The 26,668-nt window shown below is 50.5% G+C and carries 27 protein-coding genes and 1 pseudogene; 15 read left to right on the top strand and 13 right to left on the bottom strand.

Annotated features, from left to right (window positions below; translation table 11 throughout):
* Window positions 1–49: 49 nt before the first annotated feature.
* Both ACXKZD_RS23300 and ACXKZD_RS23295 read left to right on the top strand, forming a co-directional pair.
* A complete protein-coding gene (locus ACXKZD_RS23300) occupies window positions 50–433 on the top strand; it encodes a nuclear transport factor 2 family protein (RefSeq protein WP_010670660.1) in 384 nt (127 codons plus the stop codon).
* 433 nt (window positions 434–866) lie between these two features.
* On the top strand, window positions 867–2,114 hold the full coding sequence (locus tag ACXKZD_RS23295) for a sensor domain-containing diguanylate cyclase (RefSeq protein ID WP_010259132.1): 1,248 nt from the start codon (window positions 867–869) through the stop codon (window positions 2,112–2,114).
* Between the two features lie 292 nt (window positions 2,115–2,406).
* Here ACXKZD_RS23295 and ACXKZD_RS23290 read toward each other — a convergent pair whose 3' ends face one another.
* The gene (locus ACXKZD_RS23290) at window positions 2,407–2,718 is read right to left on the bottom strand and encodes a hypothetical protein (protein WP_071998025.1); all 312 of its coding nucleotides are present in this window, start codon (window positions 2,716–2,718) and stop codon (window positions 2,407–2,409) included.
* A gap of 138 nt (window positions 2,719–2,856) precedes the next feature.
* Window positions 2,857–3,243: a hypothetical protein gene (locus ACXKZD_RS23285; protein WP_033768640.1), complete on the bottom strand. Its 387-nt coding sequence runs from the start codon at window positions 3,241–3,243 to the stop codon at window positions 2,857–2,859.
* A 696-nt stretch (window positions 3,244–3,939) separates the two neighbouring features.
* Between ACXKZD_RS23285 and ACXKZD_RS23280 the strand changes: the two genes are divergently transcribed.
* From ACXKZD_RS23280 to hemH, 7 genes and pseudogenes are all read left to right on the top strand, one after another.
* Complete coding sequence (locus tag ACXKZD_RS23280; protein ID WP_033768639.1) at window positions 3,940–4,158, top strand: DUF7661 family protein; 219 nt, start codon at window positions 3,940–3,942, stop codon at window positions 4,156–4,158.
* Between the two features lie 244 nt (window positions 4,159–4,402).
* Window positions 4,403–5,209: a DcrB-related protein gene (locus ACXKZD_RS23275; protein WP_488982280.1), complete on the top strand. Its 807-nt coding sequence runs from the start codon at window positions 4,403–4,405 to the stop codon at window positions 5,207–5,209.
* A complete protein-coding gene (locus ACXKZD_RS23270; protein ID WP_033768635.1) occupies window positions 5,206–6,369 on the top strand; it encodes a PAAR domain-containing protein in 1,164 nt (387 codons plus the stop codon). Before ACXKZD_RS23275 ends, ACXKZD_RS23270 begins: the two co-directional genes overlap by 4 nt.
* Before the next feature lies 1 nt (window position 6,370).
* Window positions 6,371–6,598, top strand: coding sequence for an Imm74 family immunity protein (locus ACXKZD_RS23265; RefSeq protein WP_008924478.1), 228 nt, complete (start codon window positions 6,371–6,373; stop codon window positions 6,596–6,598).
* Window positions 6,599–6,773: 175 nt separating this feature from the next.
* Window positions 6,774–6,908, top strand: a pseudogene (locus ACXKZD_RS23260) (molecular chaperone DnaJ); the annotation flags it as partial.
* Window positions 6,909–7,106: 198 nt separating this feature from the next.
* The gene (locus ACXKZD_RS23255; RefSeq protein ID WP_033760039.1) at window positions 7,107–7,397 is read left to right on the top strand and encodes a Bor family protein; all 291 of its coding nucleotides are present in this window, start codon (window positions 7,107–7,109) and stop codon (window positions 7,395–7,397) included.
* 629 nt (window positions 7,398–8,026) lie between these two features.
* A complete protein-coding gene (hemH, locus tag ACXKZD_RS23250; protein WP_033760042.1) occupies window positions 8,027–8,998 on the top strand; it encodes a ferrochelatase in 972 nt (323 codons plus the stop codon).
* Between the two features lie 255 nt (window positions 8,999–9,253).
* On the opposite strand, the gene ACXKZD_RS23245 is transcribed toward hemH, so the two are convergent.
* Both ACXKZD_RS23245 and ACXKZD_RS23240 read right to left on the bottom strand, forming a co-directional pair.
* On the bottom strand, window positions 9,254–9,778 hold the full coding sequence (locus tag ACXKZD_RS23245; RefSeq protein ID WP_089415235.1) for a VOC family protein: 525 nt from the start codon (window positions 9,776–9,778) through the stop codon (window positions 9,254–9,256).
* Between the two features lie 43 nt (window positions 9,779–9,821).
* Window positions 9,822–10,388 (bottom strand): NADPH-dependent FMN reductase, encoded by a 567-nt coding sequence (locus tag ACXKZD_RS23240; RefSeq protein WP_187494838.1) that lies wholly within the window; start codon window positions 10,386–10,388, stop codon window positions 9,822–9,824.
* A 127-nt stretch (window positions 10,389–10,515) separates the two neighbouring features.
* Between ACXKZD_RS23240 and ACXKZD_RS23235 the strand changes: the two genes are divergently transcribed.
* Window positions 10,516–11,445, top strand: coding sequence for a LysR family transcriptional regulator (locus ACXKZD_RS23235; RefSeq protein ID WP_488982279.1), 930 nt, complete (start codon window positions 10,516–10,518; stop codon window positions 11,443–11,445).
* Between the two features lie 172 nt (window positions 11,446–11,617).
* Window positions 11,618–12,805 carry an MFS transporter gene (locus ACXKZD_RS23230; protein WP_488982278.1) on the top strand — a complete coding sequence of 396 codons (1,188 nt, stop codon included), beginning with the start codon at window positions 11,618–11,620 and terminating at the stop codon, window positions 12,803–12,805.
* Between the two features lie 506 nt (window positions 12,806–13,311).
* Here ACXKZD_RS23230 and ACXKZD_RS23225 read toward each other — a convergent pair.
* Both ACXKZD_RS23225 and ACXKZD_RS23220 read right to left on the bottom strand, forming a co-directional pair.
* Complete coding sequence (locus tag ACXKZD_RS23225) at window positions 13,312–14,454, bottom strand: phytanoyl-CoA dioxygenase family protein (protein ID WP_033760058.1); 1,143 nt, start codon at window positions 14,452–14,454, stop codon at window positions 13,312–13,314.
* Between the two features lie 9 nt (window positions 14,455–14,463).
* Window positions 14,464–15,294: an SDR family oxidoreductase gene (locus ACXKZD_RS23220; RefSeq protein WP_033760062.1), complete on the bottom strand. Its 831-nt coding sequence runs from the start codon at window positions 15,292–15,294 to the stop codon at window positions 14,464–14,466.
* Between the two features lie 113 nt (window positions 15,295–15,407).
* On the opposite strand from ACXKZD_RS23220, the gene ACXKZD_RS23215 reads away from it, so the two are divergent.
* Window positions 15,408–16,421, top strand: coding sequence for a LacI family DNA-binding transcriptional regulator (locus tag ACXKZD_RS23215; RefSeq protein WP_033760065.1), 1,014 nt, complete (start codon window positions 15,408–15,410; stop codon window positions 16,419–16,421).
* 235 nt (window positions 16,422–16,656) lie between these two features.
* Here ACXKZD_RS23215 and ACXKZD_RS23210 read toward each other — a convergent pair whose 3' ends face one another.
* From ACXKZD_RS23210 to ACXKZD_RS23195, 4 genes are all read right to left on the bottom strand, one after another.
* Entirely contained in the window at window positions 16,657–17,133 is a 477-nt protein-coding gene (locus ACXKZD_RS23210; RefSeq protein ID WP_488982277.1) for a glutathione peroxidase, read from the bottom strand.
* A gap of 160 nt (window positions 17,134–17,293) precedes the next feature.
* A complete protein-coding gene (locus ACXKZD_RS23205; protein WP_488982276.1) occupies window positions 17,294–18,316 on the bottom strand; it encodes an NADP-dependent oxidoreductase in 1,023 nt (340 codons plus the stop codon).
* A gap of 202 nt (window positions 18,317–18,518) precedes the next feature.
* The gene (locus ACXKZD_RS23200) at window positions 18,519–19,301 is read right to left on the bottom strand and encodes an SDR family NAD(P)-dependent oxidoreductase (protein ID WP_307618310.1); all 783 of its coding nucleotides are present in this window, start codon (window positions 19,299–19,301) and stop codon (window positions 18,519–18,521) included.
* Window positions 19,302–19,376: 75 nt separating this feature from the next.
* Window positions 19,377–20,465 (bottom strand): alkene reductase, encoded by a 1,089-nt coding sequence (locus ACXKZD_RS23195; RefSeq protein ID WP_132498944.1) that lies wholly within the window; start codon window positions 20,463–20,465, stop codon window positions 19,377–19,379.
* Window positions 20,466–20,592: 127 nt separating this feature from the next.
* Between ACXKZD_RS23195 and ACXKZD_RS23190 the strand changes: the two genes are divergently transcribed.
* Window positions 20,593–21,141, top strand: a complete 549-nt coding sequence (locus ACXKZD_RS23190) for a TetR/AcrR family transcriptional regulator (protein WP_179256621.1) — start codon at window positions 20,593–20,595, stop codon at window positions 21,139–21,141.
* Between the two features lie 180 nt (window positions 21,142–21,321).
* Here ACXKZD_RS23190 and ACXKZD_RS23185 read toward each other — a convergent pair whose 3' ends face one another.
* Both ACXKZD_RS23185 and ACXKZD_RS23180 read right to left on the bottom strand, forming a co-directional pair.
* On the bottom strand, window positions 21,322–22,122 hold the full coding sequence (locus ACXKZD_RS23185; RefSeq protein WP_010670685.1) for an SDR family oxidoreductase: 801 nt from the start codon (window positions 22,120–22,122) through the stop codon (window positions 21,322–21,324).
* 433 nt (window positions 22,123–22,555) lie between these two features.
* Complete coding sequence (locus ACXKZD_RS23180) at window positions 22,556–23,182, bottom strand: LysE family translocator (protein WP_060678999.1); 627 nt, start codon at window positions 23,180–23,182, stop codon at window positions 22,556–22,558.
* A 472-nt stretch (window positions 23,183–23,654) separates the two neighbouring features.
* Here ACXKZD_RS23180 and ACXKZD_RS23175 point away from each other — a divergent pair, with 472 nt between their 5' ends.
* Window positions 23,655–24,128: an Lrp/AsnC family transcriptional regulator gene (locus ACXKZD_RS23175; protein ID WP_154210262.1), complete on the top strand. Its 474-nt coding sequence runs from the start codon at window positions 23,655–23,657 to the stop codon at window positions 24,126–24,128.
* A 491-nt stretch (window positions 24,129–24,619) separates the two neighbouring features.
* On the opposite strand, the gene ACXKZD_RS23170 is transcribed toward ACXKZD_RS23175, so the two are convergent.
* Window positions 24,620–25,594 carry a nitrilase family protein gene (locus ACXKZD_RS23170; protein ID WP_400368914.1) on the bottom strand — a complete coding sequence of 325 codons (975 nt, stop codon included), beginning with the start codon at window positions 25,592–25,594 and terminating at the stop codon, window positions 24,620–24,622.
* 101 nt (window positions 25,595–25,695) lie between these two features.
* Between ACXKZD_RS23170 and ACXKZD_RS23165 the strand changes: the two genes are divergently transcribed.
* The gene (locus ACXKZD_RS23165; protein WP_033760092.1) at window positions 25,696–26,571 is read left to right on the top strand and encodes a LysR family transcriptional regulator; all 876 of its coding nucleotides are present in this window, start codon (window positions 25,696–25,698) and stop codon (window positions 26,569–26,571) included.
* The last annotated feature ends 97 nt before the right edge of the window (window positions 26,572–26,668 follow it).

The following is a 26,668-nucleotide window of genomic DNA, read 5'->3' as shown; positions in this document are numbered from 1 at the left end:
GCGGGGTGTCTGAAGGGATACCTTATTAATCAGAACGGAGAGAAAACAGATGAATAACACGACCTATGTACAGGACTATAACGCCATCGTGGCAGTGCTCAATCAGTATAACGAGGGAGGAAAGCAGGCGAAAAGTGAGCTCATGAAGCCCGCTTTCAGCGACAGGGCGACCATTTTTGGTCTCGACAGTGACGGCAACCTCAGCGGCGGTCCAATTCAGGGATTGTTTGACACCATCGACACCGCATTCCGTCCTTCACCCGAAGCAAAAGCGGCTATTGTGCGCGTAGATATTGTTGGGTCTGCCGCCAGTGCCCGCATCGACACTGACGACATTTCTGGTTTCCGTTTCACTGATTTTTTTAACCTGCTGAAAGTGAACGATCGCTGGACCGTGGTCAGCAAGATCTATCACACACATACGGCAGACTGATCCAGGTCTGGTCAGCTGACCGTTGCAGCCTGCGTTTGCTGCGGGCTGCAAAAAAGTATTGAGACGAATAAAACAGTAAAGTGATTTTACGCCTGATTATCCGGTTGCTATTAATCAACATAATCATACCCCAGCGCTTTTGGCAGAGGTGGCATCATTAAAGATTCTGGCCCGATCGGCCGATAAACACTGGCTCATACTTCTGACACTGAATCCCGGGTTCGCTCATTTTTGTGCGGGCAGGGCGGCACCTCAGCAGCTGCAGACGGACAAGCGCAGCGTCAGCCGCCGTCAATGGCGGGTATTCTCGCAATGGTGAACCTGTCTCCGGATCCTCCTTCAGCTACAGGCGGACATTAACGGTTATAATCAGGTCTGTAGCGACGAGTATTGAGCCTGTTTAATATCGTCAGCTACGTCGGAGTCGGCCGCCATGAACACAATGATCAAACCCTCTTTTACCGCTGTCTGGTCTACAGATGCCCAGGGTATCTGCGTCGCCAGTCAGGAAAGCCCTGCTGGTCTGATGCCTGAACTGAAGGGTGTGACGCTGAGTTCATGGCTGAGACTGGCACAGGCCGACGACGATGCAAAGATCGCGCTGCAACTGACCGCAGCGCTTGATTTCCTGACGCCTTTTCATATTGAAGTGCCGATCCATTGTCTGGATGGCAAGACGCGTCGGGTTATTGTATCTGGCCTGCCGGATCGCCAGCCTGGCACGTCCCGTCTGCAGTATAACGGCTTCATTCTTGATGTGACCGGACAGCGTAAAGCGCTGGAAGATGCGCTGCGCACGGCGGCAGAATATCGTCTGTTAATTGAAAACAGCACCGATCTGATTGCCCATTGCGACGCGGATGGCCGGTACGTTTCAATCTCACCCTCTTATAGCGAAATGATTGGCTGGACAGCCGAAGAAGTTGTCGGTCAGCTGGTGGTGGATTTCCTGCATCCCGATGACCGCGGCCCCGCTTCTGAAGCACTCGCCTGCATCTTCAACGGAGGAGTACTGCCGGACGTCGTTGAGGTGCGCAAGCTGCATCGTGACGGCCACTACATCATTCTGGGCACCAAAGCCTGTGGCGTCATCAATCCCTCTACCGGCAAAAATATCGGTGCAGTTCTGGTGTCGCGCGACATTACGCGAGACAAAGAGAGGATGCGCAATCTGGAGAAGCTGGCAACGCTGGATACGCTGACCGGGCTGCATAATCGTACCTGGATCAACGACCAGGTTGGGCGCATGCTGGCGAAGGTGGATGATGAGGCCTACACGACGGTGATGTTTATCGATCTTAATGGCTTTAAGGCGGTGAACGATTTGATGGGCCACGCGACAGGGGATGCCTTGCTGCAGCAGGTCAGTGAACGGCTGCAACGCTGTATGCGTCCGGGCGACTCACTGGCGCGACTGGGCGGAGATGAATTTGTTGTGGCGGCAAAGTGCAGAAATCGCGATACAGCCGCTGCCATTGCCCTGCGTATTATTGAAAGTCTGCACGCGCCATTCGCCATTGATAATATGGACGTGCGCATTGGCGCGGCTATCGGTATCAGCCTTGCCCGCTTTGGGACGGCATCGGCCAAAATATTATTCGAAAACGCGGATAAAGCGATGTATCAGGCCAAAGCCCGACGTGATGGGTCGTATCAGTTTTTTGAGTCAGAAGAGCCTTAGTCGATGCATATGATTGCTGGTATGACCTTCCGGATTTAACGGTAATAGATCTTACGTTTAACGCTTTGCCGCCTGTTCCCGCAAGGATACATTTCCTGAACGCCTGATTAACCCGCCTTATATTCTGAAACCGCGTGCCACGGCAGAAAGATTTTCTGTTTCAGGCTCAAAAAGAAGTCTGTTGCTGATGACCAACATCTATGTGCGAGACAGGCTACTGAATTCATTCAAACGTCTGTGATGAACTGGCCTGAGTGACTTCGCGGAACTCCGCGTACGGCAATTCATTGCCTCAGTTTATTATTTCTGTTGGTTTTTCACTTTCGGGAGACCAATAACCCCCACTGCCATGATAGGTTTCAGCTCCCAGCACGAACGAGGTTCCGCAATGATTACATGCAAAATGGTAATCAACGATATCGCCCCAAATCATCTGTTCAGCACATTCAGAAAAGGTGTACTGATTCCAGTTATTGATGGTTGAAACTTCGGAAATGATCTCTTCTTTAACTGCGTTATGTGCAATACGTATTGCCAGGCGCAACTGACGAGGTTCCCGTATAACGTATTTAACACATAGATCCTGACAGAACTCACAACTCACTCTGTAAAACCTCCCCTTTATCTGAATGTTCAGGTGTAGAGCTATCGCAGGACACTGTTTTGCACTTTATATCCCACCTGAAGGGACAGTCGCTTTCACTTCAAAAAGTTTAAATGTGTTCTTTAGTACTCATTGTATTCATTGTGAGGCAGAACGCCGGTCCATGATTTCTTTCACGTAATGCTCAATAACAATGTGATGTTCATGGCTTATCTGAGAAATGAATGTTTGCAGGAAATCGGGTGTGGAGTGAAGGGTGTTCGTGACCAGTTTATCGAAGTCTTTCTGGGTAAAGCGGTCATAGCCTGTTAGCGTCGAACGCTGGAGCAAGGTATGCGCAGTAATTTCGAGCACGGCACGTCTGTAATCATCGGAAAGCAGAATATCCAGATCGTGCCGGCTGATCTCAAAGGCAAATTCATAGCTGATAAAACCAGAATCGACAGGCAATGAGTAGGTCAGTTTACCTTCCTCCTGTGTCACATGAGGTTCGTATCCGTCACCCATGAGGCGAACTGATTGCATATTAATCTCCTGCTCTTTCAGACCTGAGTTGTTACTTCAACAGTCTAAACCACCGATATCGATATTATTCCGCTTCTGACGACGAGCGCAAATACTCACAACATTAGATTGGTCGATAGCGGAAGTTCCCGGTTGTTCACCTGTTCGCTAACGGCAAAACTGACAAAGTGGTATGCCTGGTACGGAGAGTCATGTCAACCGTGAGCAGTGAGCTAAAGTTTTCCAGGTGACTTTATGAGCCGGTCGCCTCTCCCCGCTATTTTCGAGACAAAAAATAGCAGAGAGGAAGTCGTCGCTCACACGTTCTGGAAAAAAGCATCAGGCGATGCTTCTGAAAGGGTCTTTAGCGACCAGCCCACACCTCCGGTTTTCTTGTCTGCCACGGATAGGTGCTTTTAAGCTGATCCGCCAGTGCCAGCATTAAATTCTCCTGATTAAATCCTGCGCAGAACTGCATGCCAATCGGCAGATTATGGGAAGAAAGAAGCCCAGAGGAACAGACATCGCTGGGGGTCCGCACACGTTCGCCAGCGCAGTAAACGGTGACTGATTGAAAACGTGATGTTAGCGCATCGACTGGCTGCTTTGAGCGAGGAGCGGACGCTGGCCATTCATATACCTACGATATTCTCGTTAACATGCCCAGACGTATATATCATTAATTCAGAGACTCATTAGCATGCTCGGAGGTTGCATATGTTGGTATATAACGTATTTGGGCGGCATCTTGGCGTTCAACGTGAGAATGATCGGTGGCTGGTATTTCGTGCTGACCTGACGGAAAGAAAGTTTTCTCGGCTCTATGACGTCGCTATTCCAGATGATATGACAGAAGGTGAGATTGCTGGCTGGCTGAGTGATATTTTTCATGAAGCCTCAACCGAGCGTCATCCAAATGTGGAACGAATCGAATAAGGATTTGATGAATAGCTTGACTCTGAGTCCGCTTCTGGCACGAAGCGGACTGACGCGGGTGTGAGGTCTGTTAAGAGCGAACAACAGACATTGCTTAAATCATTCTGTGTGAATCAACAGGGAGCAGATCAGAAGGTGCAAAGAAACCCTTTGAATTAGATCAAATTTAAATCAGAATCACTTAGAGACCATTTTTATAAACGTTGATATTCTGGTCCAGACTCACGGACTGGAGAAGCTTTACATGTCTGAATATACCTTGCAGGACTGCAACATTACGGTGCCTGACGTATTTCGCGATCGCACCATGAACCTCTTTACCCTCAGTCATACGAATGCCAACGAATTCACCTTCGTGATTTCACGTGCAACAGCTGCGGCAGAAGATACGCTTCAGTCAGTATCCCAGAAGCTGTCATCTGAACTGCAGGCTACTCTGCAGGATCTTTCTCTCAATCATGCCCGGCTCACCGAAATAAATGGCAGGCAGGCGCTGGAACTGTTTTACAATTTCAAATCCGGCGAAAGAATCATCTTTCAGAAGCAAAGGATTGTACTGACATCTGAAAACAGTACAGGGAAAAAGCTACTCTGCTTCATTGGCACCTGCACGGATGCGTTTGACGATTACCATAGCCGTATTTATGACAGCATCACGGACAGCATTACGTTTCCGGACGATGCACAAGGTTCGCCCGCACGGAGCAGCCAGATCCCGGCCGACAGTCAGAAAATCTTCTTCAGTTTTGACCGTGACAGCCGCGAACTGACCGTGTTCCCTTCAATTTCTGACCTGTACTCATCCATTGATCTCATCCGGGCAAGGAACGGCAGCTATCTGTTTTTTGACACTGCCGGCGAACCGCTGATGCTGTCTCCGATACCTGACGGCGAGCATGCAGGCCGCTTTGCGCTATGGCAGATGACCGGTGCCAAAATACCGGGACTGATATCAAGCCTGCTTCTGGCCAGAAGTGTCCGGGGTATTGACGGCTTGGATACAACTGAAGCCGTTGAGGCTTACCTCAGTCAGCGGATAAATGAAAAATGAGTGGTACAGCTGAAGCCTTTTCCGCTGCACGGGTGGGGGATGGCATAGAACACTCTGCCTCTAAGGGCTGGCTGATGCTCGGTCTGATAGGCGGGGCCATTGCCGGCGCGGCGTTCACGCTAGCCACAGGGGGTGTCGGAGCGGTAGCCCTGGCGGCGACGGTTGCCGGTGCTGCAGGTGGTGGCGGGCTGGGAGAAGTTCTTGGCAGCATGTCATGGGTACCCCACCACGAAACCGGCCACCTGGTCACCGGTTCATCAAATGTGTTCATCAATGGAAGGTCGGCGGTGATGTCGCATATGTCTGTCGGTGACTGTGACGAACACGGTCCGGCCCTGCAGCGCGTGGCAAAAGGGTCTTCACGCGTCTACATCAACGGACTGCCTGCTGCCCGGACGGGGGATCGCCTGACATGCAGCGGTGTGATCAGCGGCGGCTCACCCAACGTCTTTATTGGTGGCAGTAAAGAGCAGACTGACGCAATCAGTCCGGAAATTCCGGACTGGGTTGACAGAGTGCTGCTGGGCGTAGGCCTTGCTGCTACAGCTGTTCTGGCTGGGCCGGCGATAGCCCTGCTTGGTTTTGCAGGAGGACTGGGTGGAGGCTATGGTGGCGCTTATATAGGCGGGAAATTATGGGGAGAAGGCTCTGACGGTCAGAAGTGGCTAGCGCTGGGCGGTGCGTTTGCAGGCGGCCTTGCCGGCGTAAAAGGAGGCGCAGCCTTCAATACGTGGCGAAACACGCCTCAGAGCCTCATCAACCTGAAAGAAATAGAACCTCAACTGGCGACCGATCCGGACAGTGCCTTTTTCTGGTCAGGACGCACTGAAGGTGTCGGCGGACCTGATGTCGCAGAAGGCATTGCCAAGTCCCGGGGCGGTGTCACGCTCGAATCCACAATCAAAGATAAAAACATTAAAATGCCTGAATGGGATTTCGATAACCCCCAGAGCATCAAGGCCTGGGAGGACGTCTCCGCGTCTTATGCTAAACAGGTATCAGGAGAAGTCAGGGCCGTAGTGGGACAGGCGCTGCGTGAAGGTAATATATGGGAAAACGTTGAGTTACCGCGCCTGATGGGCAATGATAACGTCACAAAAATCACTACAATCGATCCGGTATCACAGACGGAAAAAGTCATTTTTGTAAGGGATAACTGATATGAAAATTACAGGCACTAGTTCATATGTGATGCTCGATATAGACGGAAAAAAAATCAGGGCAGAAGGTGAAATGGTCGTGGGTGGTTTCGTGGCTGAAACAAGCACTATGAAACAATTTGAACCCCCCTACGAAAGTGAACCTGTGACTGATGCCGTTCGCCAGCACTATATCGATGAAGCAGTCAAAAAAACCCAAGGATCTCATATGGTCCTGAAATTTGTTTAAATTTGTACCGTGAGGGTGACCTGCTAATCACTTTCACACATCACTCGCGCCACAGCATTCAGACAGGCGTAGAGGGGTATAGCCGTTCTGACCAGCCCCCGTAAACTAACATATCATGATTCAAGCAATGTCCGCTCCTGGCACTAAGCGGACTGACGGCAGCCCATGGTCCACTATGAGCGAGAAGCATAAGTCGCTGCTGCGTGAGCCGGAATAGTGCTTTGGTGGTGCGGCGGGCGAGAAGAACAGTCCGCATTCAAAAAGCTTTCTCGATGGCGTCAAAAAGTTCTTCTACGATTTGACTCGCTAAGCGGAAACGCTGCGGTAAACATAAAAAGCTCCTGCTGTGCAGGGGCTTTTTTTATTGCTGTACTATTCAGCAAAACGTATCCGTTAGGGGTACTTAAAAATTTTTCTCATGTTTCCGCTTTCGTTGTCGATAACCTGATTGCTGGTTGAGTGATGATTTCACTCAGCATTTTTTTCATTTCAGGCGATAAGGATATTTATGAACAAGCTTTGTGTTGCGGCGTTTTTGGCTCTGAGTTTAACCGGCTGTGCGCAGCAGACTTTCGTAATGAAACAGAATCAAGTTGGCGCGGCGACGAAAACCACCAGCCAGCCGTTCTTTGTTTCAGGTATCGGTCAGCGTAAGAGCATTGATGCGGCGCAGGTGTGCGGCGGCCAGGAAAAAGTTAACCGGGTTGAAGTGCAGCAGACGTTTGTTAATGGCTTACTGAGCGTGGTGACATTTGGTATCTACACGCCACGTGAAGCGCGCGTTTATTGCGCCATCTGATAATGCCTCAGGCCGGTTCGCCGGCCTAATCCTGCGCCTGTTATTAAATCGCATTAGTATATTGTAACTATTAAATTCTGCTCTCGCACCGCTGCGCGGCTCGCCTGCTGACGACGATATCCGAAACGAGTTCAGGCAACGTCGTCCAGCCTGGTAAAAGCAGTGGTAAGCTGTTGATGCGTGTCAGTCCGCTTTGAGCGAGTAACAGACATTGCAAAAAGCGTGCTGTAAGGATTAACAGGGAGCAGGTCAGTCGCCTTCATCACTTATACGCATAAAAAGATCAAGCCTAAGGCATGCATCTGCGCGGGCATCCAGATGCGGTTTTCTCACCTCCTCCAGCTAACTCCTCCACACGCCGACTTCAATAATGACGTCGCGTAGCCCCGCACCGGTTAAATCTGACGATAGAGAAAGTAATGTTTTCACTGATGATTTGTCCTAAAATCATGATCATTGAGTAAAAACGATGGCTGCAATCAGACTCATAGCATCATAAGCCGTGAAACAGTCAATCTGCATTTCAATTATTTCTACAAAATGAGGTCAAATTGAGGCCTTTAAGACAAGCTGCTACGGAGTGACTGGCATGAGTGAGTTAGTGACAATGGCTTTGAGGGTCCCACCTGATGACGAATAAACAGGGTGTTTTGATTGTTAACCTTGGAACACCAAAAGAACCAACGCCTGTTGCGGTAAAGAAATTTTTATCTAAATTTCTGCATGACTACAGAGTGGTCGACTTACCAAGAATCATTTGGTGCCCCATTCTACATGGCGTGATTATCCCATTACGTGCAAGGCGAGTGGCGAAATTATATTCTTCGATTTGGATGGAGGAAGGTTCCCCTCTTATGGTTTACAGCGTCAGGCAAGCCCGTGCGCTTGAAGAAGTGACAGGTATGCCCGTCGAGCTGGGGATGAGTTATGGCGAGCCCAGTATAGGTGGTGCAATTGACAGGCTATTGGAAAAAGGCGTCGATAAAATTATCGTCATTCCTTTGTATCCCCAGTTTTCATCTTCGACCGTTTCTTCTGTTTGGGATAGCGTGAGCCGTCACCTGCAGATAATGAAGAACCGGTATACACCCTCCATAAATTTCATCAATGACTATGCCGATCACCCTGCCTACATTGAAGCGTTAAGAGCATCCGTTCAGGCATCTTTCGAAGCTAACGGCGTTCCAGATGCATTGTTAATTTCATATCATGGTATACCGGTAAGGTTTGTCAAAGAGGGGGACCGATACCAGGAAAGATGTGAGTTAACGACAAAATTACTCATTGAAGCAATCAATATGCCGTCACTGAAAATATTGATGACGTTCCAGTCAAGATTCGGCAGAGAGCCATGGTTAACGCCTTTTACTGATGAGACAATTAAAAATCTACCGAATGAAGGAATAAAAAGCCTGCAGGTAATCAGCCCGGGGTTTGCATCAGACTGTTTAGAAACGCTTGAGGAGCTTGATGAGCAGAACAGGGAGATTTTTATGCATGCGGGTGGTACATCGTTTACTTACATACCGGCGCTTAATGATAAACCGATTCATATCGAGATGCTGCGACAACTTGTGAACCTTAATCGGTTTCAGGGATGATTTTCACACTCTTGTGAGCGGATGTTGCAGGTGTCAACATTCATAGTGAAACCAGGCGTGGGCCCTCTCGGACATGTATGTGATACGTGCCGGGGCGGCGTTATAGGAGCCACCTGGAAACCCGCTACTCCAGCTGCAAGCAACTGTCTTGTACGAGGGTATGAGTCGGAGATTATTCGTGGGCAAGTCAGCTATGAGCGAGGAGCGGACGTTTAGTATTTACGGGTACGCCTGCGCTGGCGCACCCGGTTACACTCAGGGCTTCCAGCGGCGCAGAGAGGTATGGTCTTCATACGGCAGCTTTGAAGGTAAAGAAATCAGTTCAATGACGCTACCCCACGGCGTGCGGCCGTAGCAGAAAAAGTTATTCTCTCCCACCTCAGTTGGAAACATCAGGGGCTGAGGAGAAGTAAACATTTTCCCGCCAGCCTGCTCGAACAGGCTGATAGCCTCGTTGATGTCATCAACGTAAACAGCAAAATGCTGCAGGCCATAATCGCTGGGTCGCACGGGCTGACTTTGCTCTGGCCCCTTCATTTCAAAAAGTTCCAGTCCCGGGCCGTGCTTCAGCTTCATCATTCTGACCGTGGTAATTCTCGTTCCCGGGAACAGGTTCAGAATATTTTCCGTTTCTTCGCCTTTTACGTCATCGTCTGAAGGCGAGACGGAGTCATAAATAACTTCTGCACCAAAGGCGTCAGAAAAGAAGCGGGTAGCCTCATCAATATCAGAAACGGTAATGCCGACGTGGTCCATACCGCGAATAACGTTGGTAGACATAGTTTTCTCCCTGTGGTTGTTCAGATGTGAGTAATGTTATTAATCAGCCCTGGCGGGCCGCCATTGTCGCGAGCGCACTAAGCTGAGCCGAAATATGGTCACGGGTGTCCGCATCCGTTATGAGGCCGGATTTCGGATCAAGCCGGGATGAGGCCTGTCCAATCATGACCTCTGGCTTGTTAAGCACTCTGCCGTCAAGAAAGACCAGAATCTGGCGCAGGTGATACTGCGCCCTTGCGCCACCTATGGCACCGGGTGACGCAGTGATTATGGCGACGGGCTTACCGGCGACAGGGGTATCCGGAAGACGTGAAAGCCAGTCCAGCGCATTTTTCAGGGCACCCGGCACAGAATAGTTATATTCAGGTGTGACAATAATCAGGCCGTCTGCTGCCGCTATCGCTTGTCCCATTTCCACAACCAATTCAGGAAACCCCTGAGCCTGCAGGTCAGCGTCGTAATGCGGTATTTCCCCGACAGAGCTGAGCGCGCTGACATCCACGCCTGCCGGCGCCAGCAGGCTAAGATTGCGGGCTACGACGGCGTTAAAAGAATCCGCGCGAAGACTGCCCAGCAGTGAGACAAATTTCAAAGGTCTTGTCTGTGACATGACTGCTCCCCGTGTTTTTAATATGGATACGCCGACAGGTGCCGGCACTTTGTTTTCGAACTGACTTAAGCCTGGTATAGAATTACACATCGATAAACACGCTATGTGTCGCCAGAGAGTCAACTTTATGTCTACCGGGTTTACAGCCGAATCCTTGCGAGGAATCACGACTTTTGTCACAACGGCCAGGTCCAGCAGCTTTACTGAAGCTGCGGAGCAATTGGGCATTACAAAATCTGCCGTCGGAAAAAGCGTGGCGCGGCTTGAGGAGAGGCTGGGAACGCGTCTGTTTCACCGCTCAACCCGTAAGCTAAGCCTGACCAGTGACGGAGAGGCCTATCTCACCAGTTGCCTCTCTGCGCTGGAAATTCTGGACTCGGCTGAAAATACGCTAAGCCGGCGGCAGGACAATCCTGCCGGAACGGTGCGTATAGACATGCCGGCATCATTCGGACGCAACCTGATGATGCCGGTGCTGCTTGAAGTGATGAATCGTTATCCAGCCCTGCGTCTGGTGTTGACCTTTAACGACCGTCTGATTGATCCGGTTGAGGAGGGCGTTGACCTGGTACTGCGCCTGGGCGAACTGCAGAGTACCGATGAGCTGATTGCGCGTCGTCTGAGCCGGCAGCGCCTCATGCTCTGCGCATCTCCCGCTTATGTTGAGCGGCATGGTCAGCCCTTTGATGTCGATGCGCTAAAAAAACACTGCTGCATTATGGGGTACCGGCGAGGGGCACCGCTTGCCTGGCGGCTGCGGCCAGCCGGGGAGCGGGAAATAAAGTTTATCTCGGCCTCGGCACACCAGATAAGCGACGGAGACGCCATGCTTCAGGCCTGCCTGGCAGGAGCAGGTATTGCCCAGTTTCCGGAATCGATGGTGAACAGCCATATTGATGAGGGCAGGCTTGTTGCTGTTATGCCCGATCATATGCCCGTACCCGTCGAGCTGAACGTTGTCTGGCCCCGGACAAGGCATCTGATCCCCAGGGTCAGGCTTATTGTCGATGAACTGCTGAATAAGGCCGAAAAAGGATACTTTGGCACTCTTAAGTAGAATTTTTGTCACCACTCAGGCGATTTCAGGGCTGTTTATCAACTCTAAGCAAGCTTATATCCTGTCTGTCCTGCTGCCATCACCGTGTCATGTGCCGGTTCTCTAAACGAAAGCCGGCACGTGTTATGCGCAGCTCAGACAAAAAAATAGGTTAACTGACAGGATATTTGTTATGCCACTTGCTCTCTGGGCGCTGGCGATTGGTGCATTCGGTATCGGTACGACTGAATTCATCATTGCCGGCCTGCTTCCCGTTATTGCCGCTGATTTCAACGTTACTATTTCCGTGGCCGGAAATCTGGCAACGGCTTATGCGCTGGGTGTTTTTGTCGGCGCGCCGGCCCTGATTATTCTGGGCTCAAAAGTGCCCCGAAAAGCCATGCTGGTTTTCCTGATGCTGCTGTTTGTGGCGGGTAACCTCGTTACGGCCTTTGCGCCCACGCTGGGCATTGCCATTCTGGGCAGGATCATCACGTCTCTGACTCACGGCGCCTTCTTTGGTATTGGTTCGATCATTGCTGCCGATATGGTTGCGCCGTCTAAGCGGGTAAGGGCGATTGCATTCATGTTCATGGGACTGACCGTAGCAAATCTTATTGGTGTTCCCGTCGGTACCTGGATCGGGCAGCATCTTTCCTGGCGGGATGCTTTTATGGTTATTGCCGCAATTGGAGTTGTTACGGTTATCAGCGTCGGCATGCTTATCCCGCATCAGCCCCGTCCGGAGAACCATAATTTCGCACACGAGTTTAATGCCTTCCGCAACGTCAATGTTCTGCTGGCGATGGGCATAACGGTCTTTGGGCCGGGTGCATTTTTTACCTCCATTACCTATATCGCACCCATGATGATCGAGCTGACCGGATACAGCGAAAGCAGCCTGGCATGGCTGATGCTGCTGTTCGGTCTGGGGCTATTTGTCGGTAATCAGCTGGGCGGCAGATATGCCGATCGCGCGCTGATGCCGATGCTTTACGTCACCCTGGCTGCTCAGGCCGTAGTCCTGCTGGTATTTAACTTTACTGCCCACAGCCAGGTCATGTCAGCGGTCTGTATTTTTCTGATGGCTGCGTTTGGGTTTGCGACCGTGTCCCCCATCCAGAAACTGGTGATGGACAAAGCGCGGGCGGCAGGGGCTCCGACGCTGGCTGCAGCCGTTAACATAGGTCTCTTCAATCTCGGTAATGCCCTGGGTGCATGGCTGGGAGGGGCAGTTATAGCGGCCGGCTTTGGTCTTCAGTCGCCTGACTGGGCAGGCGCGATACTCTCGGTTATAGCGCTGATTCTGGCGGTTATATCCGGACTGACTGACAAAACCGGGCATAGCGCTGCTATGCGTTCTGCTTCTCACAGTGAGTAACGTCTGCTTCTGGCACAGAGCGGGCATCTGGCAGTCTTCGCATAGAGACTCGATACTGAGGACGTCTGGGAGGCAATGAAAAATTCAATAGCTGAATGCGCGCCGCACTTTACCAGACAGCAGGAAAAAGAGATGCGGGCGCTTATCAGGAGTACGCCCGCACTGTTCGCACGGAAGCTTGAGATATTTGAAAGTCTGGTTTCTGAGGCCACGGACTTTTATGTACTGCATCTTGCTGAAACACTGAGCAGGAACAACGTAATTGCTGCGATTCGATCCTGTTTTGCCTGTCTTCAGGCTGTCCAGGGGGAAGAGCACTGAAATAGCTTCAGGGAAAGCTTTTATCACCCTGATGGCAGAAATGAAGCCTGTACTCCTGACCATGTCCCGATAACCAGATGAATCAGGAACAGAGTCAGAAAAAATGAGCCACTAAAGCCCGATTCTATCGACATGACGTAACGCATCTGTTGGTGAGTTACGCCATGCCTGTAACCCATGTAAAACTATGCTTTTCTCTTACTCTCGTGATTTGCCAGTTGCCGGCTAAACTCGTCAGCCGACCAGCCTTGTTGTAACGCTTCAAGCAACAGCTGCTGTTGCGTTTTGGGCACCAGACCACCCAGCGGAGGATCGGTATCAAGATTAGTCGGGAAGGAGTAGCCTTCGCCGCTCGCCGCCACAACGGCCTGTCGCTGCTCATCGCTTAATGGCTTACTCAGCAGAGTAGAATAGATTGCCTCCATCACCTTGACATGATTAACTTTTTCCATGGTTTTGCCAAAGGCGGATGAGACCTGTAGCAAATTAGCAGTGCGTACATGGTCCTGCGTAACGTTATTTCCCGCGGCATGGAACAGCGCCGGATTGAAAAATAATCCGTCTCCTTTTTTCAGTGGTAACTGAATGGCATGCTGCTGGAAAAATTCAATAAAACGCGAATCGCGCCAGGCCAGATAGCCCTCTGCATATTGTTGCGACCAGGGTAACAGCTGGGTCGGCCCTGATTCTATCGGCATATCGCTGTGCGCGACCGCACCCTGAAGCGTCAGGTATTGCGACAGAATATGCAGCGGCAGCGGGAAGCGGGCGACGACATCATTAAGCTGAAAGCCAAGGTGGTAATCCCGATGCGGCTGTTGCGCTTTGCCGCCGGGACGAACCTGATTTACCTGCGCCGTAATTTCATAGCCGGGGCCAACCCAGGCTTCGCAAATTAGCGCCAGCAAAGGGTTGCTGTAGTATGCAACGAAGACATCGGCATCACGCTCCGCTACTTTTTGCAGCGCATTCCAGATACGCCCATTACTTCCGGCTTTGGCAAAGTGGTCGCCACCACCGCCGTTTTCCGCTTCGCTGGCGAGAATATCCTCAAACACCTTATTGCTGCTGTCTATAGCGGAAACGTCGCTGTATAAGCCCTGAACCACGAACACTCCTGGTCCGCCAGACAATGCGTGATGCAGTTCACCCAGCAGGGACTGACGATCGGTTTTGGCTGCTGCCATCAGATCGTCATGATGATAGATAAGCACATTTTTATCGACGGAATGCGCCAGTGGGAAATCGTCTTTGCGCAGCGTCTGCGAGCAAAGCGTAGCAAACTTATCGAGAGAAATATGACTGTCATTTATATAGATGCTGTTCATGTTTTTACCTCAAAGAGTCAGAGCATGTGATGGCTGAAAACCACCGTTGTCACCGCAACCAACCACACTTTGATCAAAATCGATCACCGCGCCTGTCATCATTCCCGACTCCCCGGAAAGGAGAAACGCTACGGCCCGTGCGACTTCAGTTGACTTCAGCAGACGCCCAAAAGGTTGCGCCTGCTCAGCTTTGGTCAGCCAGTTTTCTTCAGCATTATGATAGTGCCGCTGGATGTCGTGCTCATGAGGCGTGTCCATCCAGCCAATGTTCAGACCGTTCACCCTGATACGATTGCGCATGGCGCTGAAAGCCACGTTTTTAGTGAGCGTAACCAGTGCGCCTTTCGATGCGGCGTATGCGGTCAGGAAGCTCTGACCGCCATGGGAGGTCATGGTAATGATATTGACAATGCTGCCTTCAACGCCTTTGGCAATCATCATCTTGATTGCCGCCTGCATCAGAAAGAAAGGGGCACGGATGTTGACCGCCATAATGGCGTCAAATAGTTCCGGGGAAGTGTCGAGGATAGTGCCTCGGTCGGACATGCCTGCACAGTTCACCAGTCCATGCAGGGTGCCAAACGCCGATTCTGCTACCTCCACCACTTTCATGCAGGCTTCTGGCGAGCTGATATCCGCTTCAACAAATATCACCTCGCACCCGGGGTGGCTGAGGGTTTCCGCCTGTTCACGTCCGGCTATCGCATTACGTCCGCAAATCACGATGCCCCGCGCCCCACGCTCTGACAGCAGACGGGCAACGGCTGCGCCCAGCCCCTGGGTTCCGCCGGTAACGACGAACACTTTATGTTTAAAACTGCCGCTTTCATTCAGGTCCATTTGTTGTCCTTTCTTAGTCAGGAGAGGTAAGGTCTGCCCGCTTGCTAACACTGACCTTAGCAATTACATTCGGTTAACAATACGTCCACATAACCTCAAAGAGACCTCAATTTATGGTCAGGTCATTCTCCATCAAACAAATCGCGGCCCAGTCCGGCGTCAGTAAAGCCACTGTCGACAGAGAATTGCACCAGCGAGGCAGCGTAAGTCCTCGTACTGCCCGGCGCATTGCCCAGGCAATCCAGGATCTGGAATTACAACAACGCGCCAGCCTTGCCAGCGGACGCACGTTGCCCATTGACCTGGTGATGCACACGCCGGAACGCTTCAGTTCACTGACTGTGGCGGCGCTGCTCAGTCAGATTAAAAGCTTTGCACCTTTCCGGCTGACACTGCGCTGCCACATCTTTGAAGAGGTCACACTAGAAGAGTTGCAACGCGAGCTGCGTCGCTGCAGTAATGACAGCTATGGCGTATTGCTCAAAGCCAGCGATCATCAGTTGCTCGAGGGAACTATCGCAGAGCTGGCGGAGCTTAACGTTCCGGTGGTCACACTGGTTACAGACCTGCCGGACAGCAGGCGTATCTGCTATGTGGGAATGGATAATGTCGGTGCGGGGCGAACGGCAGCATGGCTCCTTTCCCGATGGCTTTTGAGGACGGCGCAAACAGTCGCGATAGTGATCAGCAGTACGGATTTTCGCGGAGAAGAACAGCGCATGGCAGGCTTCATACAGGCGCTTAATCAGCGGGCGCCGTATCTGAAGACCATAACCGTCAGTGAAGGATATGGTATCGATTCACTGACTTTTACGCAGATGTGCAAGGCGCTGGAACAGGACCCTTCTATCAAGTCTGTTTACAGCGTGGGCGGGGGAAACAGCGCGATTCTACGGGCTTTTACAGCAATGCAACGGCAGATTGAAGCCTTTATTGGTCACGACCTGGATGAAGAGAACCGCGCTCTGCTGACTGCTGAAAAAATAGATGCGGTGATTGATCATGATCTGAAGGAAGACGCGAGGTCAGCATTTAGCGCGATTCTGCGTTTTCATGGTTTTTTGCCAGAAACAGAGGATGAAGCGGCATTATCACGCGTAATTGTTGTAACCCCTTACAACATCTGACTTATATCTCCATTAAAGTCATCCGAGCCCTGAGAGGTGTACGAGTTAAAAGTTAAATTACTGATGCCCTGGATTATTGACTCCCTCCCCCAATAATCAACGTAGTTAAGGATGAACAACGTACGCTTCTGGCACTGAACAGACGTCGATGAGTTACAGGCGCTGCCAGGTGTAGCGGAAATAAACAGTTTACTGGTAATCTTGTCATTGACAGTGAGAGGGTAAAACACTTCACTTAAAGAGCAGCAAGAATGGCGGATTCCATTTTCTCCGGGGTGGTGGTAGGGGCAAAGCGTTTGATCGGTTTGCCGTCGCGCCCGATCAGGAACTTAGTGAAGTTCCACTTAATACGACCACCCAGCACGCCGGGTAATTCATCTTTCAGGTAACGAAAAATCGGGTGCGTTGATGTGCCATTGACCTCAACTTTCCCGAACATCGGAAAACTCACACCATAGTTGAAGTGGCATGTCTGCGCGATTTCTTCGGCACCGCCGGGTTCCTGCTTTCCGAACTGGTTGCAGGGAAAACCCAGCACCACCAGCCCCTGCGCGGCGTACTTTTTATAGAGCGATTCAAGACCTGCGTATTGTGGCGTGAATCCACAATGGCTGGCGGTATTAACCACCAGAACCACCTTGTCAGCGTAGTCGGTCATCGGGATAAGCTGGCCATTCAGACTGGTGGCAGTGAGTTGATAAAAGGGAGACATGTCGCAATCCTCAGAGCAAAAACCGTGTGACGTTAACATTACCACAGAGTGCATAACGACAGCGGGGTCTGGAAAGCAGATGCTTAGTTAGCAGGCCAGCATCCTGGCTTCAGGTGCTACCGCCTGAGTTAATGACTATTTCCCACGTCAGATCTGGTTGTTATTCCTGATGAATTTTAACCACGACTTTACCCTTTGCATGTCCCTGTTCAAGGTAAGCCAGGGCATCTTTTGTGTCTGCAAATGGGAACACCCTGTCGATTACCGGTTTGATGTGTTCTGCTTCTATAAGTTTGCCGATTTGGGTGAGTTGATCGCCATCAGGACGAACAAAGAGAAATGAATAATCCAGACCGCGCTTTTTTGAAAGGCGCATAATTTTGCGACTCATCAGGGCAAAAATCATCCGCAGCAAGATATTCAGCTGCCGGGCTCGCGCGAAATTAACGTCTAATGGACCAACCAGAGAAACAATCTTTCCACCAGGTTTAAGAATCTGCATGGATTTTTCAATGGAATCCCCCCGCAGCGTGCCGAGTACGAGATCGTAGCCACTCAGCACGGTTTCAAATTCCTGCTTTTTATAGTCGACCACTTCTTCTGCGCCCAGCCGACTCACCCACTCTACGTTGGCTGAACTGGTCGTCGTCGCTACCCGGGCGCCAAGATGCTTTGCCAGCTGAATCGCAATAGTGCCAATCCCTCCCGAACCTGCCGGAATAAACACTTTTTGGCCTGGTCGCAGATGTGCTCTCTCTGTAAACGCCTGCCAGGCGGTGAGGCTAACCATCGGCAACGAAGCAGCCTCAATGAAATCCATATTTTCAGGCTTAATAGCCGCGAGACGTTCAGGAACGCATGCAAAATCGGCGAGTGAACCTGTTCCCGTGTCGAAAATGCTGGCGAAGACTTCATCGCCCGGCTTGAAACGTGTCACCCGACTTCCTGTTGCAATCACCACGCCTGACAAATCACTGCCCAGTGTCGCCGGAAGTTTAAAATGCAGAATCGGTTTGAAAATTCCGCCGGGGATAATGTTATCAATGGGATTCAGACCAACGGCATAGACTTTTACCAGGATTTCATCGGCAGCGGGGGAAGGGTAATCTACATTTTCAAATCCCAGCTCAGGTGACTTCCCGTAGCGTTTAAACGTAAAGGCTCGCATCGTCCTGGTTTTCATTTGGTGTTTATCCTCTGATGTTTAGCACTGACCTACTTTCAGGTGCCTCTGTTGCTGAGCAAAAAAGCGGCTTCGGGGAGCAACGTAATAAATAATGGAATAAGGTTTTGCCGGTTAATATGCTCATGCCGCCATTAAGACATTCATGGTCGATTTACCGCTCAGCAGAACCCTGTAAAAGGTTCTGCTGAGCAGGGCTTAGCTAAAGGGTTTTGTATCGCTCTGCGGCCTCTTCCTGTCGGATGTCCGAGAGCAGACCCTGACGGGAGGCATCAAGAACATCCCAGCGATCAGCTTTATGTAATGGCGGAATCGTCACGTGTTCGCGGCGGTCAAAACCCGCCAGAGCGGCGTCAACCAGTTCGCCCACTTCCATCATTTTTGAGGCGTTACTGATGTCGATACCGGCACGATCCCAGATTTCGGTGTACGTACCTGCAGGGAGCACCGCCTGGATATAAATGCCTTTTGAAGAGAGCTCAACGTTCATTCCCTGAGAGAGGAAAAGAACAAAGGCTTTTGTTGCGCCGTAAACCGTCATTGCAAATTCCGGGGCGAGTCCGACTACGGAACTGATATTGACGATCGAACCTTCTCCGGCTTCTGCGAACCGGTGTGCTGCAGCAGTGGCCAGTCTCGTCAGGGCAGTGACGTTAAGCGCGATAAGGCGTTCGATGGAATCAGGCGTCTGCTCGGTAAACGTGCCGGATTGAGCGATACCTGCGTTATTGATAAGAATACCTATCCGCGTGTCTTCCCGGAGGCGTGCTTCAACAGCAGCTAAATCACTCGACAGCGTGAGGTCGGCAGGCAGCACATCGACGGAAATATGACATTCCTGCCGCAGCCGTTCTGCAAGCGCCTCTAATTTTAATTTGTCGCGAGCAACCAGAACCAGGTCATGTCCACGACGTGCAAAGCGCTCAGCGTAAACAGCACCAATACCCGTTGATGCGCCTGTAATGAGGACTGAAGTACGAGTCATAGTTTTATCTTCTTCATTTGTTTGATAAAAACCGCCGTTAGCGATATAGAGTTAACCGTGATACCTGAAGAGTGATTAACTGTTACCGCTAAGCGATGGATAGTCGGTGTAGCCCTCCGCACCCCCGCCATACAGTGTTTCAGGATTGAGCGGAGCCAGAGGTGCTCCCGACTTAAGTCTTTCGACGAAATCGGGGTTAGAAATGAAGGGGCGACCGAACGCGAACAAATCGGCTTTGTCCTGTGCAAGATGGTCAGACGCCAGCGCCAGGTCATAGCCATTGTTACCAATGTAAGTGTTTTTAAAGCGGCGACGCAGCGAAGCGTAATCAAACGGTGAGGCATCACGGGGACCTCCCGTCGCGCCTTCAACAACATGCAGATAAACGATACCTGAAGCATCAAGTTGCTCTGCCAGGTAGTCATATTGTGGCTGCGGATCGCTGCATGAAATCGCATTAGCAGGTGAGACCGGTGAGATGCGAACGCCCGTCCGCGCTGCGCCGATCTCATCTTTCACGGCCTCCACGACCTCTAATAGCAGACGCGCACGATTCTCAACTGAACCGCCATATTCATCGGTGCGCTGATTGGCACCATCTTTAAGGAACTGCTCAAGCAGATAGCCATTCGCACCGTGTATCTCTACGCCATCAAAACCTGCGGTAATGGCATTGGCTGATGCCTTTCTGAAATCGGCAACAATGCCTTTTATTTCCTTCAGCTCAAGCGCTCTGGGTTCTGAAACATCAACAAAATGGTTGTTCACGAAGGTTTTGGTTTCAGCACGGATAGCTGACGGCGCGCCTGGTGCTGCACCCTCTGGCTGTAAATCGACATGCGAAATTCGACCTGTGTGCCATAACTGCACAAATATCCGTCCGCCTCTGGCATGGACTGCGTCTGTGACTTTACGCCAGCCCTCAATCTGGGCCTGCGTGTAGATCCCCGGCGTATCCTGATAGCCCTGCGCCTCTGCTGAAATCTGCGTAGCTTCGGTAATCAGTAACCCTGCTGTGGCACGCTGAGCGTAGTAAGTCGCTGCCAGTTCACCTGGCACCAGACCTGCGCCTGCCCGGTTACGCGTAAGCGGGGCCATCACGATGCGATTCGCAAGCGTGACAGATCCCAGTTCATAGGGCTGAAATAAGGATTGATTCGTCATGGTTATTCCTTTGCGGATTAGCGGGTCAGTAAACTGATTTAATGATGATGATCGTAATCATTAAAGTCAACTGGTTTGATTATGATCATCATCAATGTATACTTAAGCTCAGTTTCAGGAGGAAAAGATGAAAGTGTCAAAAGAGCAGGTTCGCGAAAACAGGAACCGAATCGTTGAAACGGCGTCAGAACTTTTCCGTGAGCGGGGTTACGATGGGGTAGGCGTCGCTGAACTGATGTCAGCCGCAGGGTTAACGCATGGCGGGTTCTATAAGCACTTTGGGTCGAAAGCCGATTTGTTAGCCGAAGCGATGAGCTGCGGCTTCGCGCAATCGGCGGAAAAAACTCAGGGTGTGAGTCGGGAAAAGTTCGTTGAATATTACCTTTCCCGGCAGCATCGCGATGATATGGCAAAGGGGTGTGTCATGTCGGCTTTGGGCACCGATGCAGCGCGCCAGTCTGAATCCATCCGCGAGACCTTTGCGGCCGGAATTGAACGACAGCTTGCCGTTTTAGAAACGGAACAGGTCACGCGTGCGGATCTGATCAATACGCTCGCGCAGCTTGTGGGTGCACTGATGCTTTCGCGTGCCTGCCCGGATAATTCCGGGCTTGCTGATGAAATTCTGGAGGTCTGCCGTACGCGTCTGATCAGCCCGGATGCCTGTAAAGATTGAATCGATGCTCTTGCCGTTCAACCTTACTAAAATCGTTGCGGCCTGGACTGAACGCACCAGCCCGCTGGCGTTTTATTATGAACGGCGGGAATGCGTAATCCGGACTTCCCGTTCCGGATACCATTCCCATCAACGCGCTATCAATCAGTCGGCCATCCACCTGGGACAGTGACCCATCACTCAGCCGTTGTCGCGGAATCCAGGATAAAGGCTCATTCCACCATCGATAAAAAGCGTGGTGCCATGAACGTAATCAGAGAGATCACTGGCAAGCCAGACGACGGCATTCGCCACATCTTCAGCCGCACCGATACGCCCGTAAGGGATGAGCTTTAACAGCGCTTTGCCAGCTTCACCCTGGGTGCTTTCCTCGTTGATGGCGGTAGCGATAGCGCCGGGTGCCACTGCATTGACACGAATACGTTCTTCACCCACTTCCTGAGCCAGACTTTTCATCAGCATGTCAACGCCGCCTTTTGATGCGGCATAGTTGACGTGTCCGGCCCAGGGAATGAGCTGATGAACCGAGCTCATATGAATAATCTTACCAACAGCTTTGCTGATGTCCTTGCGATGCTCCTGACGCTTGAACTGACGCAGCGCAGCACGCGCGCAGAGGAACTGGCCAGTCAGGTTCACGTCCAGAACGGTATTCCAGTCCTCTAGCGTCATCTCAATGGACGGGGCATCTTTCTGCAGTCCTGAGTTCGCCACCAGGATATCCAGCCTGCCAAATTCCCTGATTGTCTGGTCAAAAAGATTCTCTACATCCGCCTCTTTAGACACGTCTCCTTTGACAGCAATTGCACGACCTCCATCGGCGCGGATTTTCTCAGCCAGCTCCTCGGCCGGTTCCGCCTGGCTATGGTAGTTAATCACTACACAGGCCCCTTCTTTAGCGAGTGCTTCTGCGCAGGCATAGCCGAGACCCGAGCTGGCACCGGTAACCAGCGCAACCTGATTTTTGAGAGAAAAGATCATGAGGCATCCTTATTTCTGTAAATGATGAGCGTCTTAAACCCGGCCGGTATCATCGGGAAAGTGAATTTTGATGTATCGCTGACACTACGACGTCCAGCCACCCCCAAACTGATTAATCGGCTAGCCGGATCGGGCGCATGGGCCTGAGTCACTGAATTATAGATGTGAAGTACAGGGTTAGCCGCTAATGCGGTCCTGGTGGATAGTCAGGAAACGTTGAAGCAGGAACATAAGCAGTAAAAAATGGGATATCTGAAAGGCAAAAAAGCAGCTATCAGAAGATAGCTGCTTTTGACGCTCAGGCTTTTCTGGCTGGAATCACTTTTACTATTTATTGCTTATTGCCTGATAAACAGGCCAGAGCTTGATCATTTTCTATCAAGACCACGAGACCGGCCCCCTTTTCCTGAGGCAGAGGAGGTGGTAATGAACGCTAAAGAGTCTTTACCACCATTCCAGCCGCGGCCAGCATCATGATGGTACCGGCTGAACGGAAAAGGAGTCGTTGCGCTTTAGCGCTGGTCAGGAGATGGCGTATTCTGAGGGCTGCAAAAATAAAAACGGCTCCCACACTCAAAAGGACTAACACGGTAAGCGGAACCAGCAGTCCTCCCCACATCTGAAAAGATACATTATCGAGAGAGATAACCAGAGGCAGTATAGCCAGATAGAAAGCGATGGTTTTAGGGTTGCCCAGCGTTATGGTCAGTCCTGAAAACCAGGCTGATGCCAGTTCTCGTTTTGTCGCTTTTTGATCGATATTTATTGCCTGAGGCTGGTGGCACCAGAACTGCCATGCCAGCAGGCATAAAAAGAGTGAGGCAGCCCAGTTAATCAGCGTAAAGAGAGAGGTAAAGGTATGAGCGATCACCGCCAGACCAAATACCGCCACAGATAAATAAATCAAATCTCCGAGAATGAGACCGGCCAGCATCGTAAAGCCTGTTATTGCGCCCCCACTCACGCTGCGAGCGACTAATGCAGTCATCCCCGGACCCGGAATTGCAGCAGCTAAACCGAGTGCAGCAATATAAGATAGTATTTCAGTAGTTCCTGACATAGTTATTCCTGTTGAAATGCACTTCGGTAAAAGGGAACAGAGTTAGTTGTTCAAAAATGCCTGGTTCTGAGCGATGGTTGTCATATAAAAAGCTTAATTAAGGGTTAAAGATATGCATCCTTTTTATCAGTTGGTTTAACGTTGAAAGTGGAGGTTCGATTATTCCAAAGCGGATATTGCTGCATTAATTTAACTACGCAGATGACAAGTTTAATTTTCATGTGCGCGCAGTGCTCTATCCGATCCTCTCTTCAAGAGATGATCAGCTCCCTGCATTCTTTAAATTAAATTGAACCATATGCATTAAATCAGGGTTCAGTTTTTCCTTATATTGTTTGTAATAACAGGCTGGAAAAGTAAAGATATTATGCAGCAGGAAAGCGGAAAATTGTTACCTATATTATTTACTTAACGCCTGTTTTTAGGTAAAAGTAACCCTAAACCGCCTACATAAAGAAAGGAATTTCCCCTCATGATGCTTAGCTCGACAGATATGAAAATTCTCGAAATTTTACAGGACGATGCCCGGGTAACTAACCAGGTGCTGGCGGAGAAGATAAACATTTCAGCATCTCCCTGCTGGCGCAAAGTTCGTAAGCTCGAGGAAGATAATGTTATTCAGGGCTATCGTGCTGTTCTTGACCGCAAGAAAATTGGGCTGGGAGTAATGGTTTTCATTCGGGTCGTCATTGACAGCCATAGCGAAGCGGAGGCCAGAAAGTTTGAAGAGGAAGTGACCGCCCTGGAGGATGTGGTTGCCTGTTATAGCATCGGTGGGGATGCTGACTTTCTGCTACAGGTTGTGGCTTCAGATCTGGACTCCTATGCTGATTTTGCAATGTCAGTGGTACGCAGATTGCCAGGAATTAAAGAAATGCAGAGTATGTTTGTGCTTAAAGAGATCAAACCACTCGTTAGTTATCCTATTAAGAAAATCTCTGAGTAGTCTATCGCTGCCGGGATGCCCAGTGACTGATTATCAATTCCGCATAGAGCGGATTTAATGATCAGGCACGCTACCTGCGTTATTCAGCGCACAAAACTGATATCCGGCATGATCTTACACAAGTTAAAAGCGGCATAGCGTTAGCAAGCTTGCTGACTCTCCTCATTTTTCTGCTTTAACAACACGAGTATTTGTGATGACTTGATTGTTGATAACGACCAATAGTGCCTTTCAAAACGGAGCCGCCAGCGGCTTAAACTTTAATTCATAGCCTCTCTTCAGCCAAAGTCAGCTTAAAAAGAGACGCTTATTTACATGAAATTATGCCATCAATCTTCCCCCAGCCATAAAGTCCATGCTTTACCGTGACGATAACCGTTGTACCGGGATTTGCCGGCGTAGTTTAAGCTTTAATGTCAGGGCGGGGTTTTCACGATGACGCGCCCTGACAATCTTTCTTGCGACTGGATGATTTCAGTCGCCGAGCCTATTTAAGGCGTCTCATCAGAAAATCGGGCGCTAATCGTATCACGTTCGTAGCCCTGCGGTTGTGTCAGAATATGGTATAAATCAGGACGGCGACCATGGATCCAGCGACGTCCGGTACTCATTGCAAGCAGACTCAAATCAAGGTCAGCGCTCACCATAAAATCTTCCGCTACCCAGGTTTCATTAATGATTCTTCCATAGGGATCCAGGATCATTGCATTACCTGTGCGCACCTCATCATCATCTGCACCTACGCCGTTACTGAAGAGAATAAATAATCCGTTGTCATGCGCACGAGCGGGCAGCCACCTCATCAGCCATTCCCGACCATTTGCCCCTTTGAATGCAGCAGTAATTTCCTCCCTTCGCGTTTCCCGCTCCGCCCAGAGCGTCAGCGGAATGGGTTTCATCGCATAAGGACTGCGGGAATCGGTACCGCCTGTCTGATGTGGCGCGAGAAGAATATCTGCACCCAGCAATGCCGTTGCACGCACATTTTCTACCAGATTATTGTCCCAGCAAATGAGGATACCTACTTTTACTCCCCAGGGCGTTTCAAAAACGGTAAAGCGGTCACCGCTGCTGATTGACGGATGTTCAAAAGCGTGGAGTTTGCGATGAGTGTGCATTGAGCCGTCCGGCATACAGGCAACATACGCATTATAGAGGCGGCCATCATCGGCTCTTTCGATAAGCCCGGCGCCAATCAGCATTTGATGTTTCATCGCCAGGGAACGAATCAATGTAAGGGAAGGACTCCCCTCGATCGGCTCGGCGAGAGCAGCTACCTCAGCCGAGTTGAGTTTGGGTACATGCCAGTAGCCAGTAATACACATTTCCGGGAATGTGAGGATTTTCACCTGCTCAATCGCTGCCTGTTCAATAAATTTCTCCATTATCAGCAGATTATAATTTTTGTTATTTGCCAGATGCTGAAATTGCACGGTGGCAGCTTTTAAGGATGTATGGTTGCTCATGGTACTTCTCCGGTAGTAATCGAAACTGAATTACATAACCATTGCTGATAACTGTATAATCAAAACATTTCCGGTTTCGATAACCTTTTGGAATGTAAAAAATGAACATCCGCTTGCTTAAGGCCTTTTTGATGCTGGCTGAAAAAAGAAATTATGCCGACGCGGCACGGGCGTTGTTTATTTCGCAACCTGCATTGACCAAGCAGATTAATCTCCTTGAGTCCCTGGTGGAAACGTCACTGTTTACGCGGGGGCGACATGGAGCCACACTCACGGGCGGTGGCAGGCGTCTGCTGCCAGAGGCTGAAAAAGTGGTCAGGCAATCCCGATTATTTATGCATCATGCAGAGCGGGTTTCAAAAGGGATTGAAGGGCATTTAGCCGTGGGGTTTGGTCTCTCAAGTTTTTATCTTGCACCACGCTGTATGGCAGAATTTCGTCGGGAGTGTCCGGGGATAGAGATGTCATTGACGGATCTTCCTTCCTTCCAGCAGTACGAACTTTTGCAAAATGATGAGCTCCAGATCGGTTTTGTCAGAGTTCCGCCTCCTGTAGCGCTGGATTACCTGCCATTGTTTACCGATCGATTGGTTTTGATTGCGCCTGCAAGTTCACCGTCATTGCCTGCTGATGACTGGCTGAAGAAACGCCCTCTGTTGCGACTTCATGCCGAGCGAGGACGGGGTTTAAATGCGCAAATTGACCGCTTTCTTCATGACAACGCGCTTTTCATATCATCCACTCAATTGAGTGATGATATACAAACTATTGTCGCGCTGGTCATCGCGGGCACGGGTGTTGCCCTTGTGCCATACAGTGTTATGCATATTGCACCGCCGGAGCTGGTTATTATTCCGTTAACAGGTGAGTCAATTAGCTGGAAAGTTGGCATTGCCTGGAACGCGAACCACGAGGATATAATCCGTGATAATTTTATTACCAGTATAAAGAAGGGTATCGCGCTTCATGACGTCTGACCCTCCAGAAACAGGCACTCCTTTTGCCATATTGGATAGGGCAGGATTACTGACATAATTCTTAGTACCCTCTTCAGAAGAGGGTCATGATACGGAA

Source organism: Pantoea sp. ABR1s, assembly GCF_057812235.1.
This window is presented reverse-complemented; position numbering and strand designations above follow the sequence as displayed.

Excerpts from the sequence above, each read along its gene's own strand:
- ACXKZD_RS23300 (WP_010670660.1), top strand. The coding sequence starts at position 50 with ATGAATAACACGACCTATGTACAGGACTATAACGCCATCGTGGCAGTG.
- ACXKZD_RS23295 (WP_010259132.1), top strand. The coding sequence starts at position 867 with ATGAACACAATGATCAAACCCTCTTTTACCGCTGTCTGGTCTACAGAT.
- ACXKZD_RS23285 (WP_033768640.1), bottom strand. The coding sequence starts at position 3,243 with ATGCAATCAGTTCGCCTCATGGGTGACGGATACGAACCTCATGTGACA.
- ACXKZD_RS23280 (WP_033768639.1), top strand. The coding sequence starts at position 3,940 with ATGTTGGTATATAACGTATTTGGGCGGCATCTTGGCGTTCAACGTGAG.
- ACXKZD_RS23275 (WP_488982280.1), top strand. The coding sequence starts at position 4,403 with ATGTCTGAATATACCTTGCAGGACTGCAACATTACGGTGCCTGACGTA.
- ACXKZD_RS23270 (WP_033768635.1), top strand. The coding sequence starts at position 5,206 with ATGAGTGGTACAGCTGAAGCCTTTTCCGCTGCACGGGTGGGGGATGGC.
- ACXKZD_RS23265 (WP_008924478.1), top strand. The coding sequence starts at position 6,371 with ATGAAAATTACAGGCACTAGTTCATATGTGATGCTCGATATAGACGGA.
- ACXKZD_RS23255 (WP_033760039.1), top strand. The coding sequence starts at position 7,107 with ATGAACAAGCTTTGTGTTGCGGCGTTTTTGGCTCTGAGTTTAACCGGC.
- hemH (WP_033760042.1), top strand. The coding sequence starts at position 8,027 with ATGACGAATAAACAGGGTGTTTTGATTGTTAACCTTGGAACACCAAAA.
- ACXKZD_RS23245 (WP_089415235.1), bottom strand. The coding sequence starts at position 9,778 with ATGTCTACCAACGTTATTCGCGGTATGGACCACGTCGGCATTACCGTT.
- ACXKZD_RS23240 (WP_187494838.1), bottom strand. The coding sequence starts at position 10,388 with ATGTCACAGACAAGACCTTTGAAATTTGTCTCACTGCTGGGCAGTCTT.
- ACXKZD_RS23235 (WP_488982279.1), top strand. The coding sequence starts at position 10,516 with ATGTCTACCGGGTTTACAGCCGAATCCTTGCGAGGAATCACGACTTTT.
- ACXKZD_RS23230 (WP_488982278.1), top strand. The coding sequence starts at position 11,618 with ATGCCACTTGCTCTCTGGGCGCTGGCGATTGGTGCATTCGGTATCGGT.
- ACXKZD_RS23225 (WP_033760058.1), bottom strand. The coding sequence starts at position 14,454 with ATGAACAGCATCTATATAAATGACAGTCATATTTCTCTCGATAAGTTT.
- ACXKZD_RS23220 (WP_033760062.1), bottom strand. The coding sequence starts at position 15,294 with ATGGACCTGAATGAAAGCGGCAGTTTTAAACATAAAGTGTTCGTCGTT.
- ACXKZD_RS23215 (WP_033760065.1), top strand. The coding sequence starts at position 15,408 with ATGGTCAGGTCATTCTCCATCAAACAAATCGCGGCCCAGTCCGGCGTC.
- ACXKZD_RS23210 (WP_488982277.1), bottom strand. The coding sequence starts at position 17,133 with ATGTCTCCCTTTTATCAACTCACTGCCACCAGTCTGAATGGCCAGCTT.
- ACXKZD_RS23205 (WP_488982276.1), bottom strand. The coding sequence starts at position 18,316 with ATGAAAACCAGGACGATGCGAGCCTTTACGTTTAAACGCTACGGGAAG.
- ACXKZD_RS23200 (WP_307618310.1), bottom strand. The coding sequence starts at position 19,301 with ATGACTCGTACTTCAGTCCTCATTACAGGCGCATCAACGGGTATTGGT.
- ACXKZD_RS23195 (WP_132498944.1), bottom strand. The coding sequence starts at position 20,465 with ATGACGAATCAATCCTTATTTCAGCCCTATGAACTGGGATCTGTCACG.
- ACXKZD_RS23190 (WP_179256621.1), top strand. The coding sequence starts at position 20,593 with ATGAAAGTGTCAAAAGAGCAGGTTCGCGAAAACAGGAACCGAATCGTT.
- ACXKZD_RS23185 (WP_010670685.1), bottom strand. The coding sequence starts at position 22,122 with ATGATCTTTTCTCTCAAAAATCAGGTTGCGCTGGTTACCGGTGCCAGC.
- ACXKZD_RS23180 (WP_060678999.1), bottom strand. The coding sequence starts at position 23,182 with ATGTCAGGAACTACTGAAATACTATCTTATATTGCTGCACTCGGTTTA.
- ACXKZD_RS23175 (WP_154210262.1), top strand. The coding sequence starts at position 23,655 with ATGATGCTTAGCTCGACAGATATGAAAATTCTCGAAATTTTACAGGAC.
- ACXKZD_RS23170 (WP_400368914.1), bottom strand. The coding sequence starts at position 25,594 with ATGAGCAACCATACATCCTTAAAAGCTGCCACCGTGCAATTTCAGCAT.
- ACXKZD_RS23165 (WP_033760092.1), top strand. The coding sequence starts at position 25,696 with ATGAACATCCGCTTGCTTAAGGCCTTTTTGATGCTGGCTGAAAAAAGA.